Here is a 21,028-nt window from a genome sequence, read left to right as displayed (position 1 = left end):
AATCACGTCGCGGTGTGAAATTCGGGCATGCCGAAATTCGTCCCGGTGAGGAGTCGTGCAGTAGTGGTGTGCCGCGATGCGGCGGACGGCTGCCAGGAGACCTGTCGGCCCCGCGGCAACTCGAACAACTTACACGACCCCTCAGGTACGGAACGACCGGGGGTACGGCGTCACCGCTCGCCGGCGACGTCCAGATCGGCGCTGCGCGGCTCCACCTCGACCTCGGCGGCGCGCGGGCGGCGCCAGGGATGGGCGATCGGATGGGACACGGCCCGCCACCACGGCTCCTCGGGCAGCTGTCCCGCGGGCTCGAACGGCTCGCCGGGGCGCGGGAACGCCACCGCCTGGCCAACTTCCTCGGCCGCGTCCTTCGTCCACTCCGCCGGCTCCGCCCACGGGTGCGGGGCGAGATTGAAGGTGCCCCAGTGGATCGGCAGCAGCACTCCGGACGGGCCGCCTCCCTGGAGGTCGAGGTGGGCCTGGACCCCCTGGGCCGGTGTCATGTGGATGTCGGGCCATGCGCCGGGCAGCGGCGTGTGGCTCGGGTGGTTCCTGGGCCAGAATTCGCTGTACGCGCCGATCTGGATCATGGTCAGGTCGAACGGGCCGTGGAGTTCACCGATCTCGGCGAAGCCGGGGAAATATCCGGTGTCGCCGCTGTGGTGGATGCGGTGCTCGGGTCCGGCGACGGCCCAGGAGGCCCACAGGGTGTGCTGGGGTCCGCGCAGGCCCCGGCCGCAGAAGTGCTGGGCGGGGGTGGCGGTGAGGGTCAGCTCGCCGACGCGGGTGGACTCGTGCCAGTCCAGCTCCGTGATGCGGGACGGCGGTACGCCCCAGAACTCCAGGTCGGCGCCGATCCCCAGGGGCACCACGAAGGCGGCTCCGGTGGCGGTCAGGGCCTGGATCGTCGCCATGTCGAGGTGGTCGTAGTGGTCGTGGGAGATCACCACGGCGTCGACGGGCTCCAGCGCGGCCAGCTCGACGGGGGCCGGGTGGAGCCGCTTGGGGCCGGCCCAGGCGAAGGGGGAGCAGCGCTCGCCCCACACCGGGTCGAAGAGCAGCCGGTGGCCGTCGATCTCGGCGAGCACGCTGGAATGCCCCATCCAGGTGATGCGCAGTCCGGTGCGCGGTGGCCCGGCGGTCTCCCCCGGGGCCGGGCGGTGCAGCGGTATCGGGGCGGCGGGGGCGCGGCGCAGCCGGGCCTCGCGGTTCAGCTGGGCGCGGGCCATCGGTAGTGCGGAGCCGCGCAGCAACCGGTCGATCGGTGTCGGGTTGCGGAACTGGCCGTCCACGAACTGCGGTGACCGGCGCATCCTGGCCAGTCGCTCGCCGGTGGGTGCGGCGCCGAAGCTCGCGGGGCGCAGCGCGCGCCACGGCGTACGGCGCGGGCGGGGACCGGTCACGGAACCTCCAATGTCGGGCGGTCGCCACGTTGAACGGACCGGGCGGGCCGCAGGTTCCGCCCCCGGCCCACCCAGGGGGCCGCGGCGCCCGGGCACTTCCACACCCTCTCTCCGCGCCGGGGACGGCGCGACCTGCGGCCCTTGTGGAGGCCGGGCGAGGTGCACGCTCCGGGCTCCGGCGAGCCCCGTCCACCGGCCCGGGTATCAGGACCGGCCCCGGGGAGAGCACCGGGCCACGGCACTCCCCTACGCCTCGGCCCCCCTTTACTCGGAGGCCCCCGCCTCGGTGACATCCGCCCCGCTGAATTCCACGACCTTCCGGTCCCGCACCGGTTCGTACCCCAGCCGCTGGTAGAGCGCGTTCGCGGTCGGGTTGGCGAGGTCGGTGAAGAGCAGGACCTCGTGGGCTCCGGCGTCGCGGGCCGACCGGGACAGGGCCGCCGTGACGGCGCCGGCGTAGCCGCGGCCGCGCAGCTCGGGTGGGGTGTAGACGGGGGCGACGCGGGTGATGCCGTCGGCGGCGCCGGTGTGGGCGGCCATCGCCACGGGGCGTCCGGCGTCCTCCCAGAGCAGCACCCGGCCGTGGGCGATCCGGTCGTCGACCGTACGGGCGTCCCGGGGCGGGGCGACTCCGGCGTCGGCGGCGAAGGCGGTGCACCACTCCAGGACGAGGGCGCGGTCGGCGGCGGTGGCCGGGCGGGCGGCGCCCGGCGGGCCGGGGTGCGGGGGCACGAGCGTGCCGAGGCGGTGGAGGCGGTTGCGTTCGACGGTGTCGGCGGTGCCGCCGTGGTGGCGCAGCCAGGTGGTGGCGAAGGCGTCGACGGCCGGGTGGTCGCCGCCGACGCCCGGGACGGGCCGCCGCTCCTCGGTCAGGGTGCCGGCCAGGGCGCTCGCGGCCCGCTCGGGCATGGTCGAGAGCAGCACCGGGCGCGGCGGTGTCCAGAGGAAGGCGGCGCCGACCTCTTCCTTCTCCTGCCACCAGCCGTAGCGCGGCGGGTGGTCACCGTAGGCGTCGGCGCCGGTCGCGCGGAGGGTCGCGGCGACGGAGAGGAGCATGGTGTGCTCGACCGGCCGTGCCCTCAGGAAGGCTCCGGCGGCGGTTTCGAAGGCGTCGGGGTCTGCTGTCGTGGTCCAGGTCATGCCGCAGTCTCCGGCAGGGGCCGCCCGTGGTGCACCGCATTTTCCGGGCCGCCCGCCGGACCGTCGGGGCCGTTGCGTCCGAGGTCAGACCCCTGCTCCCGCCCCTCGGACCGGCTCGGGCGCCGTCGGCGGTGCGGGCAGCGCGGGGCGGCGGGGCAGCAGGACGGTGCGGGCGGCTATCCGGGGGCCGAAGAGGCGGGGCAGCGGGGCGGTGAGGCAGAAGACGTCGCGCAGGGCGGCGCCGACGACCGGGTCGAGGGCCGCGCGGGCCGCCAGCCGGTCGAGGTACCAGGCCGTCAGCCGCTCCCCGACGGACCGCTTCTCGTCGGCGTCGCGGAGGTGGGGCAGGTCGGCGCCGATCGCGGCGATCCACGCCGGGTCGGTGACGGCGGCGATCTCCCGCTGGACGGTGGCGGCGGTGTCCGGTAGCAGTCCGCCGGTGCGCTCCAGGGTGTCGCGCAGCGCACGGGCGCCCAGGGCGGCGACCGACATGCCCTGGCCGTAGACGGGGTTGAAGGTGCAGTGCGCGTCACCGAGGACGAGGAAGCCCTGCGGCGAGGCGCCGGAACGTTCGTAGCGGCGTCGGCGGTTGCGGGTGTCCTGGAAGCCGTGGACGGGGGTGAGCGGTGCGGCGTCGGAGACCAGGGAGTGGAGGTACGGGTCGCCGACGGTGGCGCAATAGGCCAGGAACCCTGCTGGATCTGTGGGCGGGTGGTCGCCGTGCATCCCGGCGAGGGTCAGCATCCAGACGCCGTCCTCGACGGGGAGGTAGCAGCCGCCGCGCGGGGAGCCCGGCCAGTGGGGCACGTTGACGCCGGTGTCCGGGATGCCGCCGGGGCCGGGGCGGTACTGCCGGGTGGCGTAGCCGAGTCCGGTGTCGACGCTCTCCTCCTGCGGGGCGTCCAGGCCCAGTTCGGCGTACCAGCGGGGGGCGCGGGAGCTGCGTCCGGAGGCGTCCACGACGAGGGCGGCGGTGAGGGTCTGCGGGGCGCCGCCGTCGCGCGGGCGGATGCGGACGCCGGTGACGCGCCCGGCGTCGCCGGTGAGTCCGACGACCTCGGTGGCCTCCCGCACCTCCACGCGGGTGGTGGAGTCGGCGAAGGCGGCCCGGGCGCGTGCGGTGACGACGGCGTCGAGCACCGGGCGGGTCACGCTGAGGGTGTGGTGGCGGCCTTCGTCGAACCGGCGTGGCCAGCCGGTGGGGGTGCGGGTGAGGAGGTCGCGCGGCAGGTCGAGGCGGTGGGCGCCCGCCTCGACCAGGGCGGTGCAGGTGCCGGGCAGCAGGGCGTCCAGGGCGCGTTGGCCGCCGGTGATGAGGATGTGGGTGTGGCGCGCCTGGGGGACGCCCTTGCGGAAGCCGCGGTGTTGCGGGTAGCGGTCGCGTTCGATGACGGTGACGGTGTCGGCGTGGCCCGACAGGGCGGTGGCGGCGAGCATTCCGGCGAGCCCTCCGCCGATCACGATCGCGTCCCGTGCGCCGCCGGTGTGCTGCTGTTCCATACCCGCTCCCCTCGGTCGGCCGCCGCCCGGCCGCCCCGCCCCAAGTGATCAACTCCGGTCCTGGGGCCCAGACTTCAGCGCTCGTCACCCCTTGTCAACGCCTTCCCGGCGGCTCGACCCGGCCTCGGCGCGGAGGAGATCCGTCGCCGCCCGGCGCTCGTTCGCACACGTTTTCCCCACCCCCGTCGGCCCCCTCGGATCCTGTACCTGACGCCCCGTTTTGCGGCATCTTGGGGCTAGAATCCGGCCTGCGGACGCGGCCTGTCCGCAGACCGCCGCCACCAGCCAGGGATGCGCCTGTGACACATCAGCCGGGAACCGAGCCCTATGACGTCCTGGTCGTCGGCGGATCGGGGGTGGACACCGTCGTACGGGTCCCCACCCTGCCGGTCCCCGCTGCCGATTCCGTGCCGGTGCCGCCGGTCCGGGAGTATGCGGGCCACACCGGCACCGGCGTCGCCCTGGGCTGTGCCGCGCTCGGACTGCGCACCGGATTCCTCGACTTCATCGGCGACGACCCGCAGGGCACGCTGATCCGGGAGCGCCTGGCCGGCACCGGTGTCGACTTCCGGCCGCTGATCTCCCCGCACGGCACCCGGCGTTCGGTGAACCTCGTCGCCCCGGACGGCCGCCGCACCTCGCTCCACGACGCCCGCGACCCGCTCGATCTGCGGATGCCGCCCGAGCACTACCTCCCCGCGCTGCGCCGCGCCCGGCACGTCCATCTGTCGATCACCCACTTCACGCGGTTCCTGTACGACGACATCGCCGCGCTGGGGCTGCCGGTCTCCACGGATCTGCACGACTGGGACGGACTCACCTGCCACCACAAGGAGTTCGCGTTCCGCTCCGACCTGGTGTTCCTGAGCACCGCGGGGGCGGGTGAGCGGATCGGGTCGGTGATGCGGGAGATCCTGCGGGAGGGCCGGGCGTCCGCGGTGATCGCGACGGCGGGCGCCGGGGGCGCGTACCTGCTCTCCCAGGAGGACCGCACCCCGCGCCATGTCCCGGCGGCCGTGCCGCCCGGTCCGGTGGTGGACAGCAACGGCGCCGGGGACGCGTTCACCAGCGGGTTTCTCCATGGGCATCTCGCCGGGATGGAGTTCGGGGAGTGTGCGCGCCGGGGCGCACTCGCGGGCGCGCACGCCTGTGCCGCGCAGGGGACGCACACCGCGCCGCTGGACGCGGAGGCGTTGGCGGCGGCCGGCGAGGAGCCGCAGGCGGGGGCGGCGGACACCGTTCCGGTCTGAGCCGCGGGGCCCGGCGGCCGCCGCCCGGGCGGTCAGTCCTTCCGGCCCATCGCCCCGTAGAAGATGGTGTTGTTCAGCTCCTCGGCGTCCGGGATCTCGCCGTCCGGGCGCCACAGCGGGACGCGGACGACGCCGGGCTCCAGCAGCGTGAACGGGCCGAAGAGTTCGGTGATCCGGGCCCGGGAGCGGAGGTTGAGGGTGGCGGTGGCGTTCTTGTAGACGTTGACGACGCCGTCACGGGCGGTGACGTCGACGCGTCCGCCGGGGAACTCCTCGTACGGCTCCTCGGTGGCGTGCGAGAGCACGAGGTGGCTGCCGGCGGGCAGGGCGTCGGCGAGGGCGGTGACGATGCCCGCCGGGTCCTCGTCCTCGCGGACGAAGTGCAGCACCGCGAGGAGGAGGACGGCCACCGGCCGGTCGAAGTCGATGAGCCGCCGTACGGTCGGGTGCGCCAGGACGGACCGGATGTCGCGGACGTCGCCGAGGACGAAGCCGGTGCGGTCGGCGTCGGTCAGGCGCGCCCCGGCGTGGGTGGCGACGATCGGGTCGTTGTCGACGTAGACGACCCGGGTGTCCGGGGCGCTCGCGCGGGCCACCTCGTGGGTGTTGGGTGAGGTGGGGATGCCGGTGCCGAGGTCGATGAGCTGGCGGATGCCGCCGTCGACGAGGGTGCGGACCGCGCGGCCGAGGAACGCGCGGTTGGCGCGAGCGCTGAGCTTGACCTGCGGGTGGACCTCGATGACGCGGTCGGCGGCGATCCGGTCGACCTCGTAGTTGTCGCGACCGCCGAGATAGTAGTCGTACATCCGGGCCGGGTGCGGGGTGCCGGTGTCGATCTCCTCGGGGCGGAAGCCGCCGTGGCCGGTGCCGTCGGGCAGCGGCAGGCGCAGCGGCCCCCGGGCGATCTCGGCGTCGCTCATACCGTTCTCCGTTCGGGGTGGCGGTGCGGGCCGCCGGTCAGCAGGAAGTCGGCGTCCCCGGCCTTGGCGCCCTCGATGAAGCTGACGATCTCGTGGTGGGTGTAGATCAGCGCGGGGCCGTCGGGGTCGGTGGACTGGCGCAGTGCGACGCGGCCGTCGCCCAGTCTCATCGCCTCGACGCACTCGCCGCCGTTGCCGCCGCTCCAGGGCTTGTGCCAGCCGTCGGTGCCCAGTTCCTTGGCGGGCATGCCGTTGTAGATGCGTATGCGATCCATGGTTCAGATCTCCTTGCGAAAGCCACCCAGGATGTCCTCGGTGGCGTGTGCCGGTGCGGCCTGCGCACACATCCGGTCGAGGGCCTCCAGGAACTGCGAGACGTCGTTGCGCTGGTCGAAGTACTGGGCTCCGACGAGGCTCTCCGCGTACGCGATGTCCGGCAGCTCCGGAATCGGGAAGCGGAAGATGTGGAACGGCCCGTACATCGCCGGGTGCGGGCCGGCGGCGAACGGGATGATCTGCAGCCGGACGTTGGGCAGCGCGGTGGCCTCCACGAGGCGGGCGATCTGATCGCGCATCACCTGCGGGCCGTCACCGATCGGGCGGCGCAGAACGGTTTCGTCCATGACCACCCAGAGCGTCGGCGCGTTCTCGCGGGTGAGCAGGGACTGGCGCTCCATGCGGAGGGCGACGCTGCGGTCGATGTCGTCGGCCGCGGCGTGCGGCATCCCGGCGCGCAGCACCGCCCGTGCGTACTCCTCGGTCTGCAGCAGCCCGGGGACGTAGGCGGGCTGGTAGCCGCGGATGAGGTTGGCCTCGCTCTCCAGGCTGACGTAGGCGCTGAACCAGTCGGGCAGGACGTCGCGGAAGCGGTGCCACCAGCCGGGGCGGTTGGCCTCGCGGGCGAGGGAGACGAAGCCCGCGATCTCGGTGGGGTCGGTGACCCCGTAGGTGGCCAGCAGCTTCTCCACGTACGGGATCTTCAGACCGACCTCGGCCTTCTCCATCCGCCGTACCGTCGCATGGGTGACGTCGAGGGCCTCGGCGGCCTGCTCGAAGGAGAGACCGGCCTTCTCGCGCAGGTCCTGCAGCCGTTTGCCGAGCACCACCCGCAGGACGGTCGGCGCCCCGCCCGCCCGTGCTTCCACCACGTCCGATCCCTTCTGCCTGCTTCCGGGCAGCAGTGTGTCATGCCGTCAGTTACGGGAACAGACTGCATAATCCGATTCTGTAATTTGCAGATTGATCCTTGCCATCGATCACCGGCATCGCACATAGTTGCGTAGTGGCTTCCTCCAGCAACGCCCCTTCGTTGGCGCCCCGCGGCTGTTCCGCCGGGCGCCGGGAGGCGTTCCATCTGCCGGCGTGCCGCACCTCCGTCCCCGAGGCACGGCGCCGGGTCACCGCGCTGCTGCACGCCTGGGGCACCGCGCCCGGCGTCCGTGACGACGTGGAGCTGGTGGTCTGCGAGCTGTTCACCAACGCGCTGCGGCACACCGCCAGCCGGCGGGTCGGCTGCGAGCTGTCGCTGCACGCGGGGTACGTCCGGATAGCCGTCACCGACGAGGGCGGGGCGGGCGCAGCGGCGCCGCGGGTCCGCCCGGGCAGCGTGGACAAGGAGGGCGGTCGCGGCCTCTTCCTGGTCGGCGCGCTCGCGCGGAACTGGGGCACCCGGCCCGACGAGCACGGCGGTGGCCGGGTGGTGTGGGCCGAGGTCGGGCGCGAGGGAGCCACCGGCTGACTCCGGGCGGCGCAGGCCCGGACAGGGCGACGGCCCCGGATCCCTTACGGGATTCCGGGGCCGTCGTCCTTCGCTCTACAGCGGCAGCAGGTCCGGGCGCTTCGGCTCGACGTGGTCGCCGGAGGACTCGCCGCGCAGCCGGCGGCCGATCCAGGGCACCAGGTGCTCGCGCGCCCAGTGGATGTTGTCGCGGCGGGCGTCGGCGGCCGACCGCTCCGCCTCCGGGGGCCAGGGCTGGTCCGGGTCGGCCGGGACCTGGAGGCCGAGCACCTGACCGGCGCGGAGCGCGACCCGGGTGTGGCCGTCGGCGGACAGGTGCAGCCGGTCGTCGCTCCAGGCGCGCCGGTCCTGGACGGACCTGAGCGACCAGAGGTCGAGGACCGGGCAGCCGTGCCGGTCGGCGATGGCGCGGACGTGTGCGGTGTACGTCGCGATCTTGCCGCGCAGGTGCTTGAGGACGGGGATGCCGCGGGTGTCGAAGCCGGTGCAGAGCAGGACCGTGCCGACGTTTTCACGCAGGTCCGCGACGGCCGCTTCGTACCGCTCGGCGACGTCGTCCGGGTCCGAGCCGGGCCGCAGGATGTCGTTGCCGCCCGCGCAGAAGGTCACCAGCTCGGGGGCGAGCTCCTTGGCGCGGGGCACCTGCTCCTCGACGATCTGGTCCAGGAGCCGGCCGCGGACCGCGAGGTTGGCGTAGCGGAACTCGCCCTCCGCACACTGGTCCGAGAGGAGGACCGCGAGGCGGTCCGCCCAACCGATGTACGCCCCGTCACGGCCCGGATCCCCGACTCCCTCGGTGAAGCTGTCCCCGACGGCTGCGTACGACCCGATGGCGCGCACGGCGCCGCTGCTGATGTTTTTCGAATCGTCTCCCACGTCAGGACATACTTCACCGCGAGAAGTGACTTACGCCACCGTAACCAGGGGTTGACGGGAGGTGATTAATACCACCCGGTCAAATTCTCTTCAAGTTGGAATACACAACGATCGCCCGGTGTCACCGAGGTGCGGCTCGCTGTGTCCGAGACGGTCGGTTCCCGGACCGGAAGGGTCACTTCCCACCATGGTTGCCCGCGGCACCCGTGTCGTATCGTCAGGAACGGCCACGTCTCGCCGGCGACCGCGCCGGCGGCCGAACCGAGGAGCGCCCGTGACGCAGACGCCGCAGGTCCCACCGGCCGATTCCCCTCTCGTGGAGGTCCGCAACTTCCGCGACGTGGGCGGGCTGCCGACCGTGGACGGGCGGCGGGTGCGGATGGGGCGGCTGTTCCGCAGCGGCCATCTCGCGCACGCGACCGACGCCGACGCCGCCTTCCTCGGCGGGCTCGGCCTGCACACCGTCTTCGACTTCCGCAACGCCGCGGACATCGCCCTCGAAGGCCCGGACGTCACGCTCCCCGGCGTACGGAACGTCAACATCCCGCTGACCGACCCGGCCGACGGCGCGGAGTTCTGGACCATGGTCCGCGACGGCGCGCTGGATCAGCTGCGCCGGATACTCGGCGACGGCAAGGCGGCCGCCCGGATGGCCAAGAGCTACCGCCACATCGTCACCACCCGCACCGCCGATCACAGCCGGCTGCTGCACGCCCTCGCCCAGGACAGCACGCCCGCGCTGCTGCACTGCGCCGCCGGCAAGGACCGCGCCGGGCTGTCGATCGCCGTCACGCTGCTCGCCGTCGGCGTCGAGCGGGACGCGATCGAGGCCGACTACCTCAAGTCGAACGACCCGCACCGGCGCTACAAGATCCGCCGCTCGGACAACTCCCCCGCCGCGATGTCCCCCGAGGTCATGGAGCTGCTGTCGCCGCTGTTCGGCGCCGACGCCGGCTACCTCGCGGCCGCCTACGACGCGATCTCCACGACCTGGGGCACGACCGAGACCTACCTCACCGAGGGGCTCGGCCTGACCCCGGCCGTCCGCGAGCAGCTGCGCGACCGGCTCCTGGAGGGCTGAGCCCCGCGCCCCGGCTCCGTCCCCGGCCTCACACCGCCGGGTACGGATCGGGGTCGGTGACCCACCCGGCGACCGGCACCAGCCCGCTCGCCCGGTGCACCGCCAGAAAGCCGAACGGCCGCGTGAAGTACGCCGTCACCAGCCGGGAGCGGAGCGGCGGTTCCAGCGCCATGCCCGCCGCACGCATCCCGATCGCGGTGACCGCCGCCGCCCGGAAGCCGAGCGGCCCGAACGTCGCCGTCGCCGTCTGCCGCGCCGCGGAGACCGCCAGCGGCCGCGTGGCCATCCCCGGGAAGTGCCCGGCCGACGCCCGCGCCACCGCGCCGAGCCCGAACACCTCGGGCCACCGCAGCAGATCGTGGTCGGCGTCGACGGTCCACCGCGTGGTGCACAGCTCGGTCAGCGGACGGCCGTGCGGGGACGGCACCGAGGAGACCGCGAGCCCCGGGCCGTTCCCGTCCGCGCCGGGCGCCATCGGGTACGCCCCGCCGAGCGCCGCCACACCGTGCGCCAGCACCTCCCCGCCCGGCAGCCGCTCCGGGCCGAGCAGCAGATGGACGTCGAGGCCGTTCGTCCCCGCGACCCGGGCGTCGGTCAGCGGCCCGTCCGGCGTGTGGTGCACCCGCAGCTGCGCACCGTCCTCCGTACGCCGGTACAGCTCCGCCAACGTGCGCCCCGCCCACGGGCCCTCGACGAGACGCAGCGGGCGCTCGGCGAACGGTGTCTCCCAGGTGGTGCGCAGCAACAGTGCGCTCGCCAGCACCAGCAGCGTGCCGGGGCCGACCGCCACCGGCATCCGTTCGATCATGCCGTCGGTGCCGCGCCGTGCCCAGGCGTCCAGGGCGGCGCGGTCGGCGGCCGCATCGCCGGTCAGCTCGCCGAGCGCGCCCTCCGGCAGCCGCGCGCACCACTGCGGGCGCAGCCCGGCGGAGCGGGCGGCCCACACCGCGGCGGCCACGTCGGCGCCGTCCATCGCGTCGAGTGTGGCGAGCAGCGCGCGGGCCTCTTCCATCGCACGCTCCGGGGCGGTGCCGAGGGCGGCGGCCAGCTCCGTGCGGGCCGGGCCGGCGGCCGGGGTGGTGAGCAGGGCGAGCAGCGGCCAGACGCCGGCGGCGGCCAGGACCGTGCCCCGCTCCCCCACGGCCGCCCGCGCCCAGCGGGCCGTCATCGCGTTGACGGCCCGCACCGTGGCGTCGTCGCTCATCTTTCCCCCTCCTGTGGGCCGCCCCGTCAGCGGTGGGCGACCGCCTGCTTCACCAGCGTCCGGCCGAAGTCCCACATCAGACCGGAGCCCGCGTGCGCCTCGTCCATGACGGCGGTGAACGCGTCGACGAACCGGTCCACCTCCCGCTCGCCGATGATCAGCGGCGGGATCAGCTTGATGACCTCCAGGCGGTCGCCGGAGACCTGGGTGAGGATGCGGTGCCGTTGCAGCAGCGGCACCACGACCATCTGCGCGAACAGGCCCTTGCGGGCCGCCTGGAGCATCGTCCAGCGACCGCGCAGCGCCAGCGACTTCGGGCGGCCGAACTCGATGCCGATCATCAGGCCCCGCCCGCGCACCTCGTGCAGCAGCTCGTACCGGTCGGTGAGCGCGGCCAGCCGGGTGCGCAGCAGATCACCGGTGTGCCGGGCGTGGGCGACGAGCTGTTCGTCCTCCATCACGGCGAGCACCGCCAGGCCCGCCGCCATCGCCTGGGCGTTGGCGCCGAAGCTGGCGGAGTGGACCAGCACCCGGTCCATGGACGAGTAGACCTTCTTGAAGATCCAGTCCTTGCCGAGCGTCGCGCCGACGGGGACGTACCCGCCGGAGAGCGTCTTGGCGACGCAGACCAGGTCCGGCTCGACGCCCGCCTCGTGCTGGTGGGCGAAGAAGTCGCCGGTGCGGCCGAGGCCGGTCTGCACCTCGTCGGCGATCAGCAGGGCCTTGTGGCGGTGGAGCAGCTCCTGGGCGGCGGCGAGGAAGCCGGGCGGGGTCGGCAGCACGCCCTTGCCCTGGATCGGCTCGACGACCAGCGCCGCCACGTCCCCGCGGCGCAGCTCGCGCTCCAGCGCCGCCAGATCGCCCAGCTCGATCGCGGTGTCCGGCAGCAGCGGGGCGAAGCCGTCGCGGAAGCCGTCCTCGCCGTTGACCGACAGGGAGCCGGTGGTCAGGCCGTGGAAGGCGTGGGTGCAGTAAAGGACGCGGGGTTTGCCGGTGGCGTAGCGGGCGAACTTCAAGGCGGTCTCGACGGCTTCGGTGCCGCTGTTGCCGAAGAAGACCCGGTCCAGGTGGGGCGTGTGGGACAGCAGCTTCTCGGCGAGCAGGCCGGGCAGCGGCTGGCAGTCGAAGCGGGTGAGGTCCGCCAGCTGCGCGTCGAGGACGTCGTGCAGCGCCTGCCGGACGACCGGGTGGTGGCGGCCCAGGCCCATCACCCCGAAGCCGGCGAGCATGTCGAGGTAGTCCTGCCCGTCGGCGTCCCAGAAGTACGCGCCCTCGGCCCGCTCGTAGACCTTGTCGAAGCCGAGGGTGTGCAGCATCCGCGGCAGCTGGTGGTTGAGATGGCGGCTGTGCAGCTCGTAGCGTTCGCCGCCGCGTTCGGCCAGCAGTGCGGCCAGATCGAAACCGGTCACCGGTGGCGCCCCTCCCCGTCGCTCCCCGCGGCCCGGGCGGTGCGTACCGCCCGGGCCGCTCCGGCAGGTGTGTCAGTCACGGTTGCCCGCGACGGTCTCGCGCGCCGCGCGCAGCGACTCCTTGAGCGACCCCATGGTGGCCAGCACGGCGGTCGGCTCGTAGCCGCAGTGCGCCATGCAGTTGGCGCACCGCGGGTCCTTGCCGCGGCCGTACTTCTCCCAGTCGGTCTCCTCGATGAGTTCGCGGTACGTGGGGACGTAGCCGTCGCTCATCAGGTAGCAGGGGCGCTGCCAGCCGAAGAGGGAGTAGTTGGGGATCGCCCATGCGGTGCACGGGAAGTCCGCCTTGCCCTCCAGGAAGTCGAGGAAGAGCGGGCTGTGGTTGAGGCGCCAGCGGCTGCGGTTGCCCCCGGCGAACGCCTTCTTGAACAGCTCCCGGGTCTGCTCGACGCCGAGGAAGTGCTCCTGGTCGGGCGCCTTCTCGTACGCGTAGGCGGGCGACAGCATCATCTCGTCGACCTTGAGGTCGTCGTTGAGGAAGTTCAGCACCTCGATGATGGTCTGCGGGGTGTCGGTGTTGAAGAAGGTGGAGTTGGTGGTGACCCGGAAGCCGCGCCGCTTGGCCTCCTTGATGGCGGCCACCGCCTCGTCGAACACGCCCTCCTTCGCGACGGACTCGTCGTGGCGCTCGCGCATCCCGTCGATGTGCACCGCGAAGGCGAAGTACCGCGAGGGCGTGAACTTCTCCAGCTTCTTACGGAGCAGCATCGCGTTGGTGCAGAGGAAGACGTATTTCCGCTTGGCCACCAACTGGCGGACGATCTCCTCGATCTGAGGGTGCATCAACGGTTCGCCACCGGCGATGGAGACCATCGGGGCACCGGACTCCAGCACCGCCCCCACCGCCTGCGCCACCGGCATCCGCTGCTTGAGCACGCCCGCCGGGTGCTGGATCTTCCCGCACCCCTCGCACTTGAGGTTGCAGGCGAACAGCGGCTCCAACTCGACGATCAGCGGAAACTTGTCGCGCCTCCGCAGCTTCTGTTCAAAGAGATAGGTCCCGACCCGGATGGACTGGCGGAGCGGCATGGCCATCTGGCTCACCTCCAGGGGAGCAGCAAAGAACGGTGCCATTCGAAGAAAACAGGAAGGACTGACCGCAGGACGCGGAAGGCCGATATTCCTCCGCGCAGGGTCGCCAGGCGCAGCAGTTCATGTTCTGGAGCGTCCACGACCACCCGGACGGCCGCAACCGGGCGGTCGCCGGCCAGCCGCGCCGCGCGCAGCGTCGCGGCGGATTCCATGTCCACCGCGACGGCGCCCGCGGCGTGCAGCGCCGCCCGCTCCGCGCCGCGTACCACGTGGTCACTGCCCTGGAGCAGCCCGGTGTGGACCCGCAGCCCGCGCGAGCGCAGCGCCTCGGTCAGCGGGCCGCCGTGACAGGTCGTGTCGGATGCGTCCGGTCGGTGGTCGCGGGTCCGCTCGGCGACCACCACGTCGCCGGGGCGCATACCGGGAGCGAGCCCGGCGCAGAAGCCGCTGGCGATCACCGGGGAGTGCGCGGTGGCCGCGCCCGGGGCGAGCGCCCGCTCCATGGCGCGTTCGGCGGCGCCCGGCCCCATGCCGGTGCGGAGCGTGACGTGGGCGGCCGCGTCCCGGCCCCCGCCGCGCAGCGCGAACCGTTCGATGCCGAGCGCGCAGGCGACCAGCAGGGGCGGTTCGCCCTCCGGCGGGGGCCGTCTCGGCATCAGGCCCCCAGCGGTGCGGCGGCCGGTCCGCCGCCCACGTAACGGCCCAGCGCCGTCAGCGGGAAGACCTGGCGGTACAGGTGGTAGTTGATGGAGAAGTCCCAGGGGAAGCCGGTGCCGGTGAAGTACGGCTCGTCCCAGGAGCCGTCCGGCAGCTGGGTGTCGGCCAGCCAGCGCACCCCGCGCCGGACGGCCTCGCCCTCCCGCTCCCCGGCGGCCAGCAGCGCCATCAGCGCCCACGCGGTCTGCGAGGCGGTGGAGGCGCCGCGGCCCGTCCAGGTCTCCTTGTCCTGGTACGAGCGCTGGTCCTCGCCCCAGCCGCCGTCGGTGTTCTGCACCCGCTCCAGCCAGGCGACGGCGCGCCGGACGGCCGGATGCGAGCGGGGGATCCCGGCCGCGGCGAGGGCGGGCAGCACCGAGCCGGTGCCGTAGAGGTAGTTGGTGCCCCAGCGGCCGAACCAGGCACCGCAGGGCTCCTGCTCGGCCAGCAGCCAGGCGATGCCGCGGCGGGCGCGCGGATGGTTCGCGCGGCCGGTGTCGGCCAGCATCTCCACGACATGGGCGGTGACGTCCGCCGACGGCGGGTCGATGACCTCGCCGAAGTCGCAGAACGGCAGCCGGTTGGGGAACGGGCTGGTGTTGTCGGCGTCGAACGCGCCCCACGCACCGTTCTTCGACTGCATCCCGGCGCTCCAGCGCACCCCGCGCGCCACGGCCTCCTCGATCCGCCGCGGGTCCGGGTGGTCGACCCGGCGCAGTGCGAGGACGACCTCGGCGGTGTCGTCGATGTCCGGGTAGTTGTCGTTCTCGAACTCGAAGCCCCAGCCGCCGGAGGCGAGGTGCGGGCGGCGGACCGTCCAGTCGCCGGGCCGGTCGATCTGCTCGGCGAGCATCCAGTCGGCGGCCTTGACCAGCGCGGGGTGGTCGGCGGGCAGCCCCGCGTCGGCGAGGGCGATGGTGGCCAGACAGGTGTCCCAGACCGGCGACTGGCACGCCTCGACCATCCGGGAGCCGTCCTCGCGCCACACCGCGAAGCGGTCCAGCGAGGCCAGGCCCGCCTTGAGGACCGGGTGGTCGAGGTCGTAGCCGAGCAGGTGCAGGGCGATGACGGAGTAGACGGCGGGCGGCTGGATGCCTCCCCAGCAGCCGTCGTTCTCCTGGCGTTCGATGATCCAGCGGGCCGCGGAGCGCATCGCGGCGGCGCGCACCGGGCGGAGGGCGACCTTGTGGTAGAGGTGCAGCGCCTTGTCGAGGCGTTGGAAGAGGCCGTCCCAGCTGGTGGCCGGCGCGAGCGGGCGCGGCGGGTTCGGGACGGCCGGGTCGGTGTGCAGCTCGTCGAGGCCGAAGGGCGCCGGGCGCACCGGGCGCTTGGCCGAGACGATGGTGAGCGGCACGATCGTCTGCCGCGCCCAGCACCCGAAGTCGTAGATGTTGAGCGGGAACCACTTCGGGAGGTGGATCAGCTCCGGCGGGAGTTCGGGGAGGTCGTCCCACTTCCACCAGCCGAAGAGGGCCAGCCAGATGCGGGTGAAGACGCGGGCGGCGGCGATCCCGCCGGCCTCGCGGACCCGGGCGGCGGCGCGCGCCATGTGCGGGGCGTCGGGGGCGTCCCCGGCGAGCCGCAGGGCGACATACGCCTCGATGGTGGTGGAGAGGTCACCGGGCCCACCGTGGAAGGTGGCCCAGGCGCCGTCCTCGCGCTGCTTGCCGCGGATGTACCGGGCGGCGGCCTCGGTGGTCCGCGCGTCCCTGATGCCCAGGAACTGGCGGAGCATCAGGTCCTCGGCGTCCATCGTGACGTTGGTCTCGAGGTCGCCCTTCCACCATCCGGCGGGGTCCTGGACGGAGAGGAGATATGCGGTGGCGCGCTCCGTCGCACGCCGGGCCTGCTGTGCGATGCCCGCCGGATCTCCGGTGTGCGCGGCGGCATCACTGGCCGAGGGGGCCCGGGGCGGCAGCGCCCCGGTGCTTCCGTCGGTCGTCGCTGTCATGGCTTCCCCTTCTGCAGTGAACTGTGAAGCGTGCTCAGGGATTCCGTCGGCCGGCGCCCGGCTGGCACCGGCCGGCGACTGCGATCAGTTCGTGTCGATAGTGCTCATCTCTGTCGTACGACGACGAAGTCCGCGAGCGCGACGAGCTGGGCGCGGACCTTCTCGGGCATCTCGACCTCGTCGAGCGCGGCGATGGCCGTGGCGTGCTGGCGGCGGGCCTCCTGCGAGGTCCACTCGCGGCCCCCGGCCTCCTCGATCAGTGCGGCACGGGAGGCGAACTCCTCCTCCGTGAAGTCGGCGATCTCGTCCTCGGACTTCTTCGCGTCGGCCGCCAGGATCTCGGCGAGCCGGCGCGAGGCCGGGCCGTCGGCGTCCAGCGCGGCGACGACCGGCAGCGACTTCTTGCGCTGGCGCAGGTCGCTCCAGGTCTGCTTGCCGGTGGAGTCCGGGTCGCCCCAGATGCCGAGCAGGTCGTCGATCGCCTGGAAGGCGAGGCCGAGGTGGTGGCCGTACCTCTCCAGGGTGTCGGCGGTGCGGTCGTCGGCGCCGCCGAGCACCGCACCGATGGAGACGGCACAGGCCAGCAGCGCGCCGGTCTTGTTGCCCTCCATCTCCAGACACTCCGCGACGGTGACCCGCTCGCGGTGCTCGTACGAGATGTCCTGCGCCTGACCGTCGATCAGCTTACGGGTGGCGGTGGTCAGACGCCGGGTGGCGCGGCCGGCCTCGACGGTGCCGAGTTCCAGCAGCAGCTCGTTGGCGAGGGCGAAGAGCGCGTCGCCGACCAGGATCGCCTGGGCCGGGCCGTGCACCTTCCAGACCGTGTCGCGGTGGCGGCGCTGCTCGTCGCCGTCCATCAGGTCGTCGTGGAGCAGCGAGAAGTTGTGCACCAGCTCGACGGCGACCGCGCCGGGGATGCCGACCTCCGGCGCCGCGCCCGCGGCCTCGGCGGACAGCAGGGAGAGCGCGGGACGTACCGCCTTGCCGCCGTCGCCCGCCGAGGGGTGACCCGCGGCGTCGATCCACCCGAAGTGGTAGGCGGCGACGGTGTCCATGGGAGGGGCGAGTCTGTCCACGGCGGCACGCAGCACGGGAGTGGCGAGCGTGCGCCCGCGCTCCAGCAGCGCGGTGACGCTCTCGGTGTCGATAGCTGGGGAAGCCGGGTTCACGGTTTCTCCTCTGTTTCCGATGCTCGTGCTCATGCGAGCGCTGGTGCCCGTTGTCATGCTGCCTCCCGGGGCAGCCGGCCCCGGGGGAAGCCGAGTTCGGTGAGCGCGTGACGCGCGGCCTCATGACCGCTGCGCACCGCGCCTTCCATGGTTGCGGGCCACCCGGTGGCGGTCCACGCGCCGGCCAGGTACAGGCCGGGGGTACGGGTGCGGGCGGCGGGGCGGAGCCTGCCGACGCCCGGGGTGGGGGCGAACGTCGCGGTGCGTTCGCGGGTGACGAAGAAGTCGCGGACGCGGGCGCCGCGCGCCGCGGGCAGCAGCCGCTCCAGCTCCGGGAGGTAGCGGGCGCGCAGCTTGGCGACCGGCTGCCCGATCTCCTCCTGCGCGGCCGACTGGGACACCGCCAGATACTGGCAGCCCGCGCCCTCGGGGAGGGCGGCCAGGCCGGAGGTGTCGGTGCGGTCGAAGACCCACTGGACCGGCGAGCCGATCGCGGTGAAGAACGGGCGGCGCAGCACCTTGCGGTCGTAGACGACGTGGAGGTTGAGGATCGGCGCGGTATCGATGTCGAGCAGCCGGTCCTGGTCGTCGAGGGTGCCCGCGGGGAGCAGGGCGTGGGTCTCGCGCTGCGGGAGGGCCGTGACGACGGTGTCGGCGTCGAGCGCGTCGCCGGTGTCCGGCCCGTCGGCGACGGTGACCCGCCAGCCGGACTCCGTCCGGGTGAGGCCGGTGGCGCGGGTGCGCAGCAGGACGCGGACGCCGGCCTTCTCCAGGGCGGTGCGGGAGAGGGTGTCGTGGACGTCGCCGAGCGGGACCCTGGCCCAGCCGATGTCGGCGGCGCCGGGCGCGGAGAGCAGCCCGGTCTTGAAGACCTTGGCGGCGAGTCCGAGGGAGGCGGCGCCGGCGGGGGCGTTGAGGGTGGCGACGCCGACGAGGTCCCACAGCGCCTCGATGGCGCGGGCCGACTGGCCGTGGCGCCGCAGCCAGCTGCCGAAGTCGACCGCGTCGAGCACCGGGTCGTCGAGGTCGAGGCCCTTGAGCGCGAGGGTGGCGCGGACCACCGAGGCGCGGTCGGCGGCGGTCAGGTGCGGGTAACGGGCGAGGCTGCCCGCGAGGTGCAGCGGGACGGGCAGCGCGGTGCGCCGCAGCCGGCCCAGACGCATCCGGTCGGCGTCGAGGACGGGCACGTCCATCCGGTCCTGGAGCGGGACCAGGTCGGTGGCGCCGAGCCGTTCGAGGAAGGCGCTGTAGGCGGTGCAGCAGCGCAGGAAGACGTGCTGGCCGTTGTCGACACTCAGCTCGCCGCCGCCGAACTCGCGGCGGAAGGAGAAGACCAGTCCGCCCAGGCGGGGGCGGCCCTCGACGAGGGTGACGCGCGCCCCGGCGTCGGCGAGCGCCAGCGCGGCCGCCGTACCGGCCAGTCCGCCGCCGATCACCACCGCGCCGCCGGTCCGCCCTGCTCCGGCCGTCATGTGTTCTCCCCCTTCGCCGTCCCCAGGGACGCCATGATCACCGAGAGGGTTGCCCCGGGGGCCGCAGGGCGCGCCGGGCGGCCGGGACGTTCGGTGGTGCGGTCGTACATCAGCGCCTCCCGGTGGCGCGGCGGCCCGCCGCGCGGGCGTCCAGCCCGGACAGGCCGCGCACCGCGACGAACGCCTTCTCCCGGCCCGGCAGCGACACCCGGCCGCGGAGCACGGCGTCCGGGTTGTCGGCGATCCGGGTCAGCAGCCGGTGGTAGATCCCGGCCATCGCCGCGACGCAGGCGCCGCTGCGGCGGTCGAGCATCGGCAGCAGCCGGAAGCCCTCGGCGAAGAGCGCGCGGGCGCGGGCGGCCTCGAAGTGCACCAGACCGGCGAAGTCCGCGCCGGGCGGCGGGACCGGCGCGTCGAACCCGGCCGAGCAGCCGAACTTCGCGAGGTCCTCGGCGGGCAGGTAGGTGCGGCCGTTGGCGGCGTCCTCGCGGACGTCGCGCAGGATGTTGGTGAGCTGCAGCGCGAGGCCGAGGGTGTCGGCGTACTCGGGGGCGCGGGCGGCGTCCGGCGCGCCGGGCACCGTGCCGAACACGCCGAGCGAGAGCCGGCCGATGGCTCCGGCGACGCAGCGGCAGTAGAGCTTCAGCTCGTCCCAGGTGCGGTAGGTCTCGCCGCGGACGTCCATCAGGACGCCGTCGATCAGCTCGTCGAGCCCGACCAGGGGCAGCGGGAAGCGCCGGGCGGCGTCGGCGAGGGCGACGGCGACCGGGTCGGTGTCGTCCTCCTCGATCTCGCCGTCCTTGATCCGGCCCAGCAGCGCCCGGGTGTTCTCCAGCCGGACGCGCTTGGCCTCGGGCTCCAGGGCGCCGTCGCCGATGTCGTCGACGCGGCGGGAGAAGGCGTACAGCGCCGACATGGCCTGCCGCTTGGCGGCCGGCAGCAGCCGGATGCCGTAGGCGAAGTTCCGGGCCTGGTGCCCGGTGACGGCCTCGCAGTAGCGGTATGCGGCGAGCACCGGCGCGGATGGCTGTGCGAATTCCTCCACGGTCCGACTCACCCCTCTCTTCGCAATGTCGCCCCCACCGCGCGCAGCAGGCTGAGCTTGGTCGGCTTGGGCGGTCCGGGGAGTACGTCGTGGCCGGCGTCGGCGACGGCCTGCAGGGCGGCGCGCCCGCCGCCGACGAAACCGGCCAGCAGCAGCCGCAGCCGGCCGTGGACGCTGCCCACCAGCGGGGCTCCGGCGTCCAGCAGCCGGGCGGCGCGGTCGGCCTCGTGGGCGATCAGCGCGCGCACGGCGGGCGAGGCGTGCGGGGCGGCGAGGTCGGCCTCGGTGACACCGAAGCGCTCGCGGTTCTCCTCGGGGAGGTAGATCCGGTCACGGGCCAGGTCCTCGGCGACGTCCTGGAGGTGTTCGACGATCTGCAGCGCGGTGCAGATCTCGTCGGAGCGCCGGACGCGTTCGGGGCTGGTGGTGCCGGTGATGCCGAGGACTAGGCGGCCGACGGGGTTGGCGGACAGCTCGCAGTACGCGTCGAGGTCCGCGGTGGTCGCATAGCGCGAGATCCGCTGGTCCTGGCGGTTCGCCTCGATCAGGCCGAGGAAGGGCTCGGGGGTCAGCCCGCAGCGGCGGACGGTCGGGCCCAGGCGGCGCAGCAGCGGGTGGCGGGGCCCGGGGGCGCGGTCGCTGAAGACGCGGTGCAGGTCCGCTTCGAGGGCGTCGAGCAGCGCGAGGCGGTCGTCGGCCTGCGCGCGCTCCAGCCCGAGGAGGACGGCGTCGCCGCCGCCGGGGGCGAGGTCGCCGTCGCCGATGTCGTCGACCAGCCGGGCGTAGCCGTAGACGGCCATGAGGTCGCCGCGCCAGGCGCGGGGCAGGAAGAAGGGCGCGACCGGGAAGTTCTCGTGAGCGGCCTGGTCGAGGACGGCGCGCGAGGGATCGTCCACCGGCCGGCCTGCGGGGGCCTGGGCCGTTTCTCGGCTCACCGAAGTCTGCCCGGCGCGTTTCGGAGCCGGAGCGGTCCAGTAGCCATTGCCGTCACGTCTCCCGTTCTACACCGCCAAGCCAAAACATCCCATTTCGGACACGCCACGCCCGACGGGACCGTTCTGCGCTCACAAATGGCGAGCATT

At 73.7% G+C, this 21,028-nt stretch carries 19 protein-coding genes; 3 read left to right on the top strand and 16 right to left on the bottom strand.

The genetic code is table 11. The features are described from left to right. Positions 1-170: 170 nt before the first annotated feature. The 3 genes from ACZ4U4_RS29040 to ACZ4U4_RS29030 all read right to left on the bottom strand — a co-directional run bounded on the left by ACZ4U4_RS29040 (position 171) and on the right by ACZ4U4_RS29030 (position 4,043). Entirely contained in the window at positions 171-1,403 is a 1,233-nt protein-coding gene (locus ACZ4U4_RS29040; protein WP_467880325.1) for an MBL fold metallo-hydrolase, read from the bottom strand. 264 nt (positions 1,404-1,667) lie between these two features. Further along, on the bottom strand, positions 1,668-2,543 hold the full coding sequence (locus ACZ4U4_RS29035) for a GNAT family N-acetyltransferase (protein ID WP_467880322.1): 876 nt from the start codon (positions 2,541-2,543) through the stop codon (positions 1,668-1,670). Between the two features lie 84 nt (positions 2,544-2,627). Then, positions 2,628-4,043: an NAD(P)/FAD-dependent oxidoreductase gene (locus ACZ4U4_RS29030; protein WP_467880319.1), complete on the bottom strand. Its 1,416-nt coding sequence runs from the start codon at positions 4,041-4,043 to the stop codon at positions 2,628-2,630. Positions 4,044-4,342: 299 nt separating this feature from the next. Here ACZ4U4_RS29030 and ACZ4U4_RS29025 point away from each other — a divergent pair, with 299 nt between their 5' ends. Continuing rightward, positions 4,343-5,293: a carbohydrate kinase family protein gene (locus tag ACZ4U4_RS29025; protein WP_467880316.1), complete on the top strand. Its 951-nt coding sequence runs from the start codon at positions 4,343-4,345 to the stop codon at positions 5,291-5,293. 32 nt (positions 5,294-5,325) lie between these two features. Here ACZ4U4_RS29025 and ACZ4U4_RS29020 read toward each other — a convergent pair whose 3' ends face one another. Genes ACZ4U4_RS29020 through ACZ4U4_RS29010 form a run of 3 tightly spaced genes read right to left on the bottom strand, consistent with a single transcriptional unit; the run spans position 5,326 to position 7,361 of the window. Further along, entirely contained in the window at positions 5,326-6,213 is an 888-nt protein-coding gene (locus ACZ4U4_RS29020) for an SAM-dependent methyltransferase (protein WP_467880313.1), read from the bottom strand. Continuing rightward, entirely contained in the window at positions 6,210-6,488 is a 279-nt protein-coding gene (locus tag ACZ4U4_RS29015; RefSeq protein WP_030287833.1) for a DUF397 domain-containing protein, read from the bottom strand. Before ACZ4U4_RS29015 ends, ACZ4U4_RS29020 begins: the two co-directional genes overlap by 4 nt. 3 nt (positions 6,489-6,491) lie before the next feature. Beyond that, complete coding sequence (locus tag ACZ4U4_RS29010) at positions 6,492-7,361, bottom strand: helix-turn-helix domain-containing protein (protein ID WP_467880310.1); 870 nt, start codon at positions 7,359-7,361, stop codon at positions 6,492-6,494. A 134-nt stretch (positions 7,362-7,495) separates the two neighbouring features. Between ACZ4U4_RS29010 and ACZ4U4_RS29005 the strand changes: the two genes are divergently transcribed. Then, complete coding sequence (locus ACZ4U4_RS29005; RefSeq protein WP_467880307.1) at positions 7,496-7,951, top strand: ATP-binding protein; 456 nt, start codon at positions 7,496-7,498, stop codon at positions 7,949-7,951. 75 nt (positions 7,952-8,026) lie between these two features. Here ACZ4U4_RS29005 and ACZ4U4_RS29000 read toward each other — a convergent pair whose 3' ends face one another. Continuing rightward, a complete protein-coding gene (locus ACZ4U4_RS29000) occupies positions 8,027-8,827 on the bottom strand; it encodes an SGNH/GDSL hydrolase family protein (protein WP_467880304.1) in 801 nt (266 codons plus the stop codon). A gap of 274 nt (positions 8,828-9,101) precedes the next feature. On the opposite strand from ACZ4U4_RS29000, the gene ACZ4U4_RS28995 reads away from it, so the two are divergent. Continuing rightward, a complete protein-coding gene (locus ACZ4U4_RS28995; protein WP_467880301.1) occupies positions 9,102-9,908 on the top strand; it encodes a tyrosine-protein phosphatase in 807 nt (268 codons plus the stop codon). 28 nt (positions 9,909-9,936) lie between these two features. On the opposite strand, the gene ACZ4U4_RS28990 is transcribed toward ACZ4U4_RS28995, so the two are convergent. From ACZ4U4_RS28990 to hpnC, 9 genes are all read right to left on the bottom strand, one after another. Next, on the bottom strand, positions 9,937-11,112 hold the full coding sequence (locus tag ACZ4U4_RS28990; RefSeq protein WP_467880298.1) for a serpin family protein: 1,176 nt from the start codon (positions 11,110-11,112) through the stop codon (positions 9,937-9,939). Positions 11,113-11,138: 26 nt separating this feature from the next. Beyond that, complete coding sequence (locus ACZ4U4_RS28985; RefSeq protein ID WP_467880296.1) at positions 11,139-12,521, bottom strand: aspartate aminotransferase family protein; 1,383 nt, start codon at positions 12,519-12,521, stop codon at positions 11,139-11,141. 72 nt (positions 12,522-12,593) lie between these two features. Then, the gene (gene hpnH, locus ACZ4U4_RS28980) at positions 12,594-13,616 is read right to left on the bottom strand and encodes an adenosyl-hopene transferase HpnH (protein WP_467880293.1); all 1,023 of its coding nucleotides are present in this window, start codon (positions 13,614-13,616) and stop codon (positions 12,594-12,596) included. A gap of 5 nt (positions 13,617-13,621) precedes the next feature. Beyond that, on the bottom strand, positions 13,622-14,269 hold the full coding sequence (locus ACZ4U4_RS28975) for a phosphorylase family protein (protein ID WP_467880291.1): 648 nt from the start codon (positions 14,267-14,269) through the stop codon (positions 13,622-13,624). Next, positions 14,269-16,260: a squalene--hopene cyclase gene (shc, locus tag ACZ4U4_RS28970; RefSeq protein ID WP_467880288.1), complete on the bottom strand. Its 1,992-nt coding sequence runs from the start codon at positions 16,258-16,260 to the stop codon at positions 14,269-14,271. The genes ACZ4U4_RS28975 and shc overlap by 1 nt, the downstream gene beginning before the upstream one ends. A 104-nt stretch (positions 16,261-16,364) precedes the next feature. Next, the gene (locus ACZ4U4_RS28965; RefSeq protein WP_467880285.1) at positions 16,365-17,462 is read right to left on the bottom strand and encodes a polyprenyl synthetase family protein; all 1,098 of its coding nucleotides are present in this window, start codon (positions 17,460-17,462) and stop codon (positions 16,365-16,367) included. 20 nt (positions 17,463-17,482) lie between these two features. Further along, complete coding sequence (hpnE, locus tag ACZ4U4_RS28960) at positions 17,483-18,901, bottom strand: hydroxysqualene dehydroxylase HpnE (protein ID WP_467880282.1); 1,419 nt, start codon at positions 18,899-18,901, stop codon at positions 17,483-17,485. A 109-nt stretch (positions 18,902-19,010) separates the two neighbouring features. Continuing rightward, entirely contained in the window at positions 19,011-19,958 is a 948-nt protein-coding gene (hpnD, locus tag ACZ4U4_RS28955; protein WP_467880280.1) for a presqualene diphosphate synthase HpnD, read from the bottom strand. Continuing rightward, entirely contained in the window at positions 19,955-20,881 is a 927-nt protein-coding gene (hpnC, locus tag ACZ4U4_RS28950; RefSeq protein ID WP_467880277.1) for a squalene synthase HpnC, read from the bottom strand. Before hpnC ends, hpnD begins: the two co-directional genes overlap by 4 nt. Positions 20,882-21,028: the final 147 nt, after the last annotated feature.

The sequence above is a fragment of the Streptomyces sp. NPDC029159 genome, assembly GCF_055564055.1.
This window is presented reverse-complemented; position numbering and strand designations above follow the sequence as displayed.

Excerpts from the sequence above, each read along its gene's own strand:
- ACZ4U4_RS29035 (WP_467880322.1), bottom strand. The coding sequence starts at position 2,543 with ATGACCTGGACCACGACAGCAGACCCCGACGCCTTCGAAACCGCCGCC.
- ACZ4U4_RS29030 (WP_467880319.1), bottom strand. The coding sequence starts at position 4,043 with ATGGAACAGCAGCACACCGGCGGCGCACGGGACGCGATCGTGATCGGC.
- ACZ4U4_RS29020 (WP_467880313.1), bottom strand. The coding sequence starts at position 6,213 with ATGAGCGACGCCGAGATCGCCCGGGGGCCGCTGCGCCTGCCGCTGCCC.
- ACZ4U4_RS29015 (WP_030287833.1), bottom strand. The coding sequence starts at position 6,488 with ATGGATCGCATACGCATCTACAACGGCATGCCCGCCAAGGAACTGGGC.
- ACZ4U4_RS28990 (WP_467880298.1), bottom strand. The coding sequence starts at position 11,112 with ATGAGCGACGACGCCACGGTGCGGGCCGTCAACGCGATGACGGCCCGC.
- hpnH (WP_467880293.1), bottom strand. The coding sequence starts at position 13,616 with ATGGCCATGCCGCTCCGCCAGTCCATCCGGGTCGGGACCTATCTCTTT.
- ACZ4U4_RS28975 (WP_467880291.1), bottom strand. The coding sequence starts at position 14,269 with ATGCCGAGACGGCCCCCGCCGGAGGGCGAACCGCCCCTGCTGGTCGCC.
- shc (WP_467880288.1), bottom strand. The coding sequence starts at position 16,260 with ATGACAGCGACGACCGACGGAAGCACCGGGGCGCTGCCGCCCCGGGCC.
- ACZ4U4_RS28965 (WP_467880285.1), bottom strand. The coding sequence starts at position 17,462 with ATGAGCACGAGCATCGGAAACAGAGGAGAAACCGTGAACCCGGCTTCC.
- hpnE (WP_467880282.1), bottom strand. The coding sequence starts at position 18,901 with ATGACGGCCGGAGCAGGGCGGACCGGCGGCGCGGTGGTGATCGGCGGC.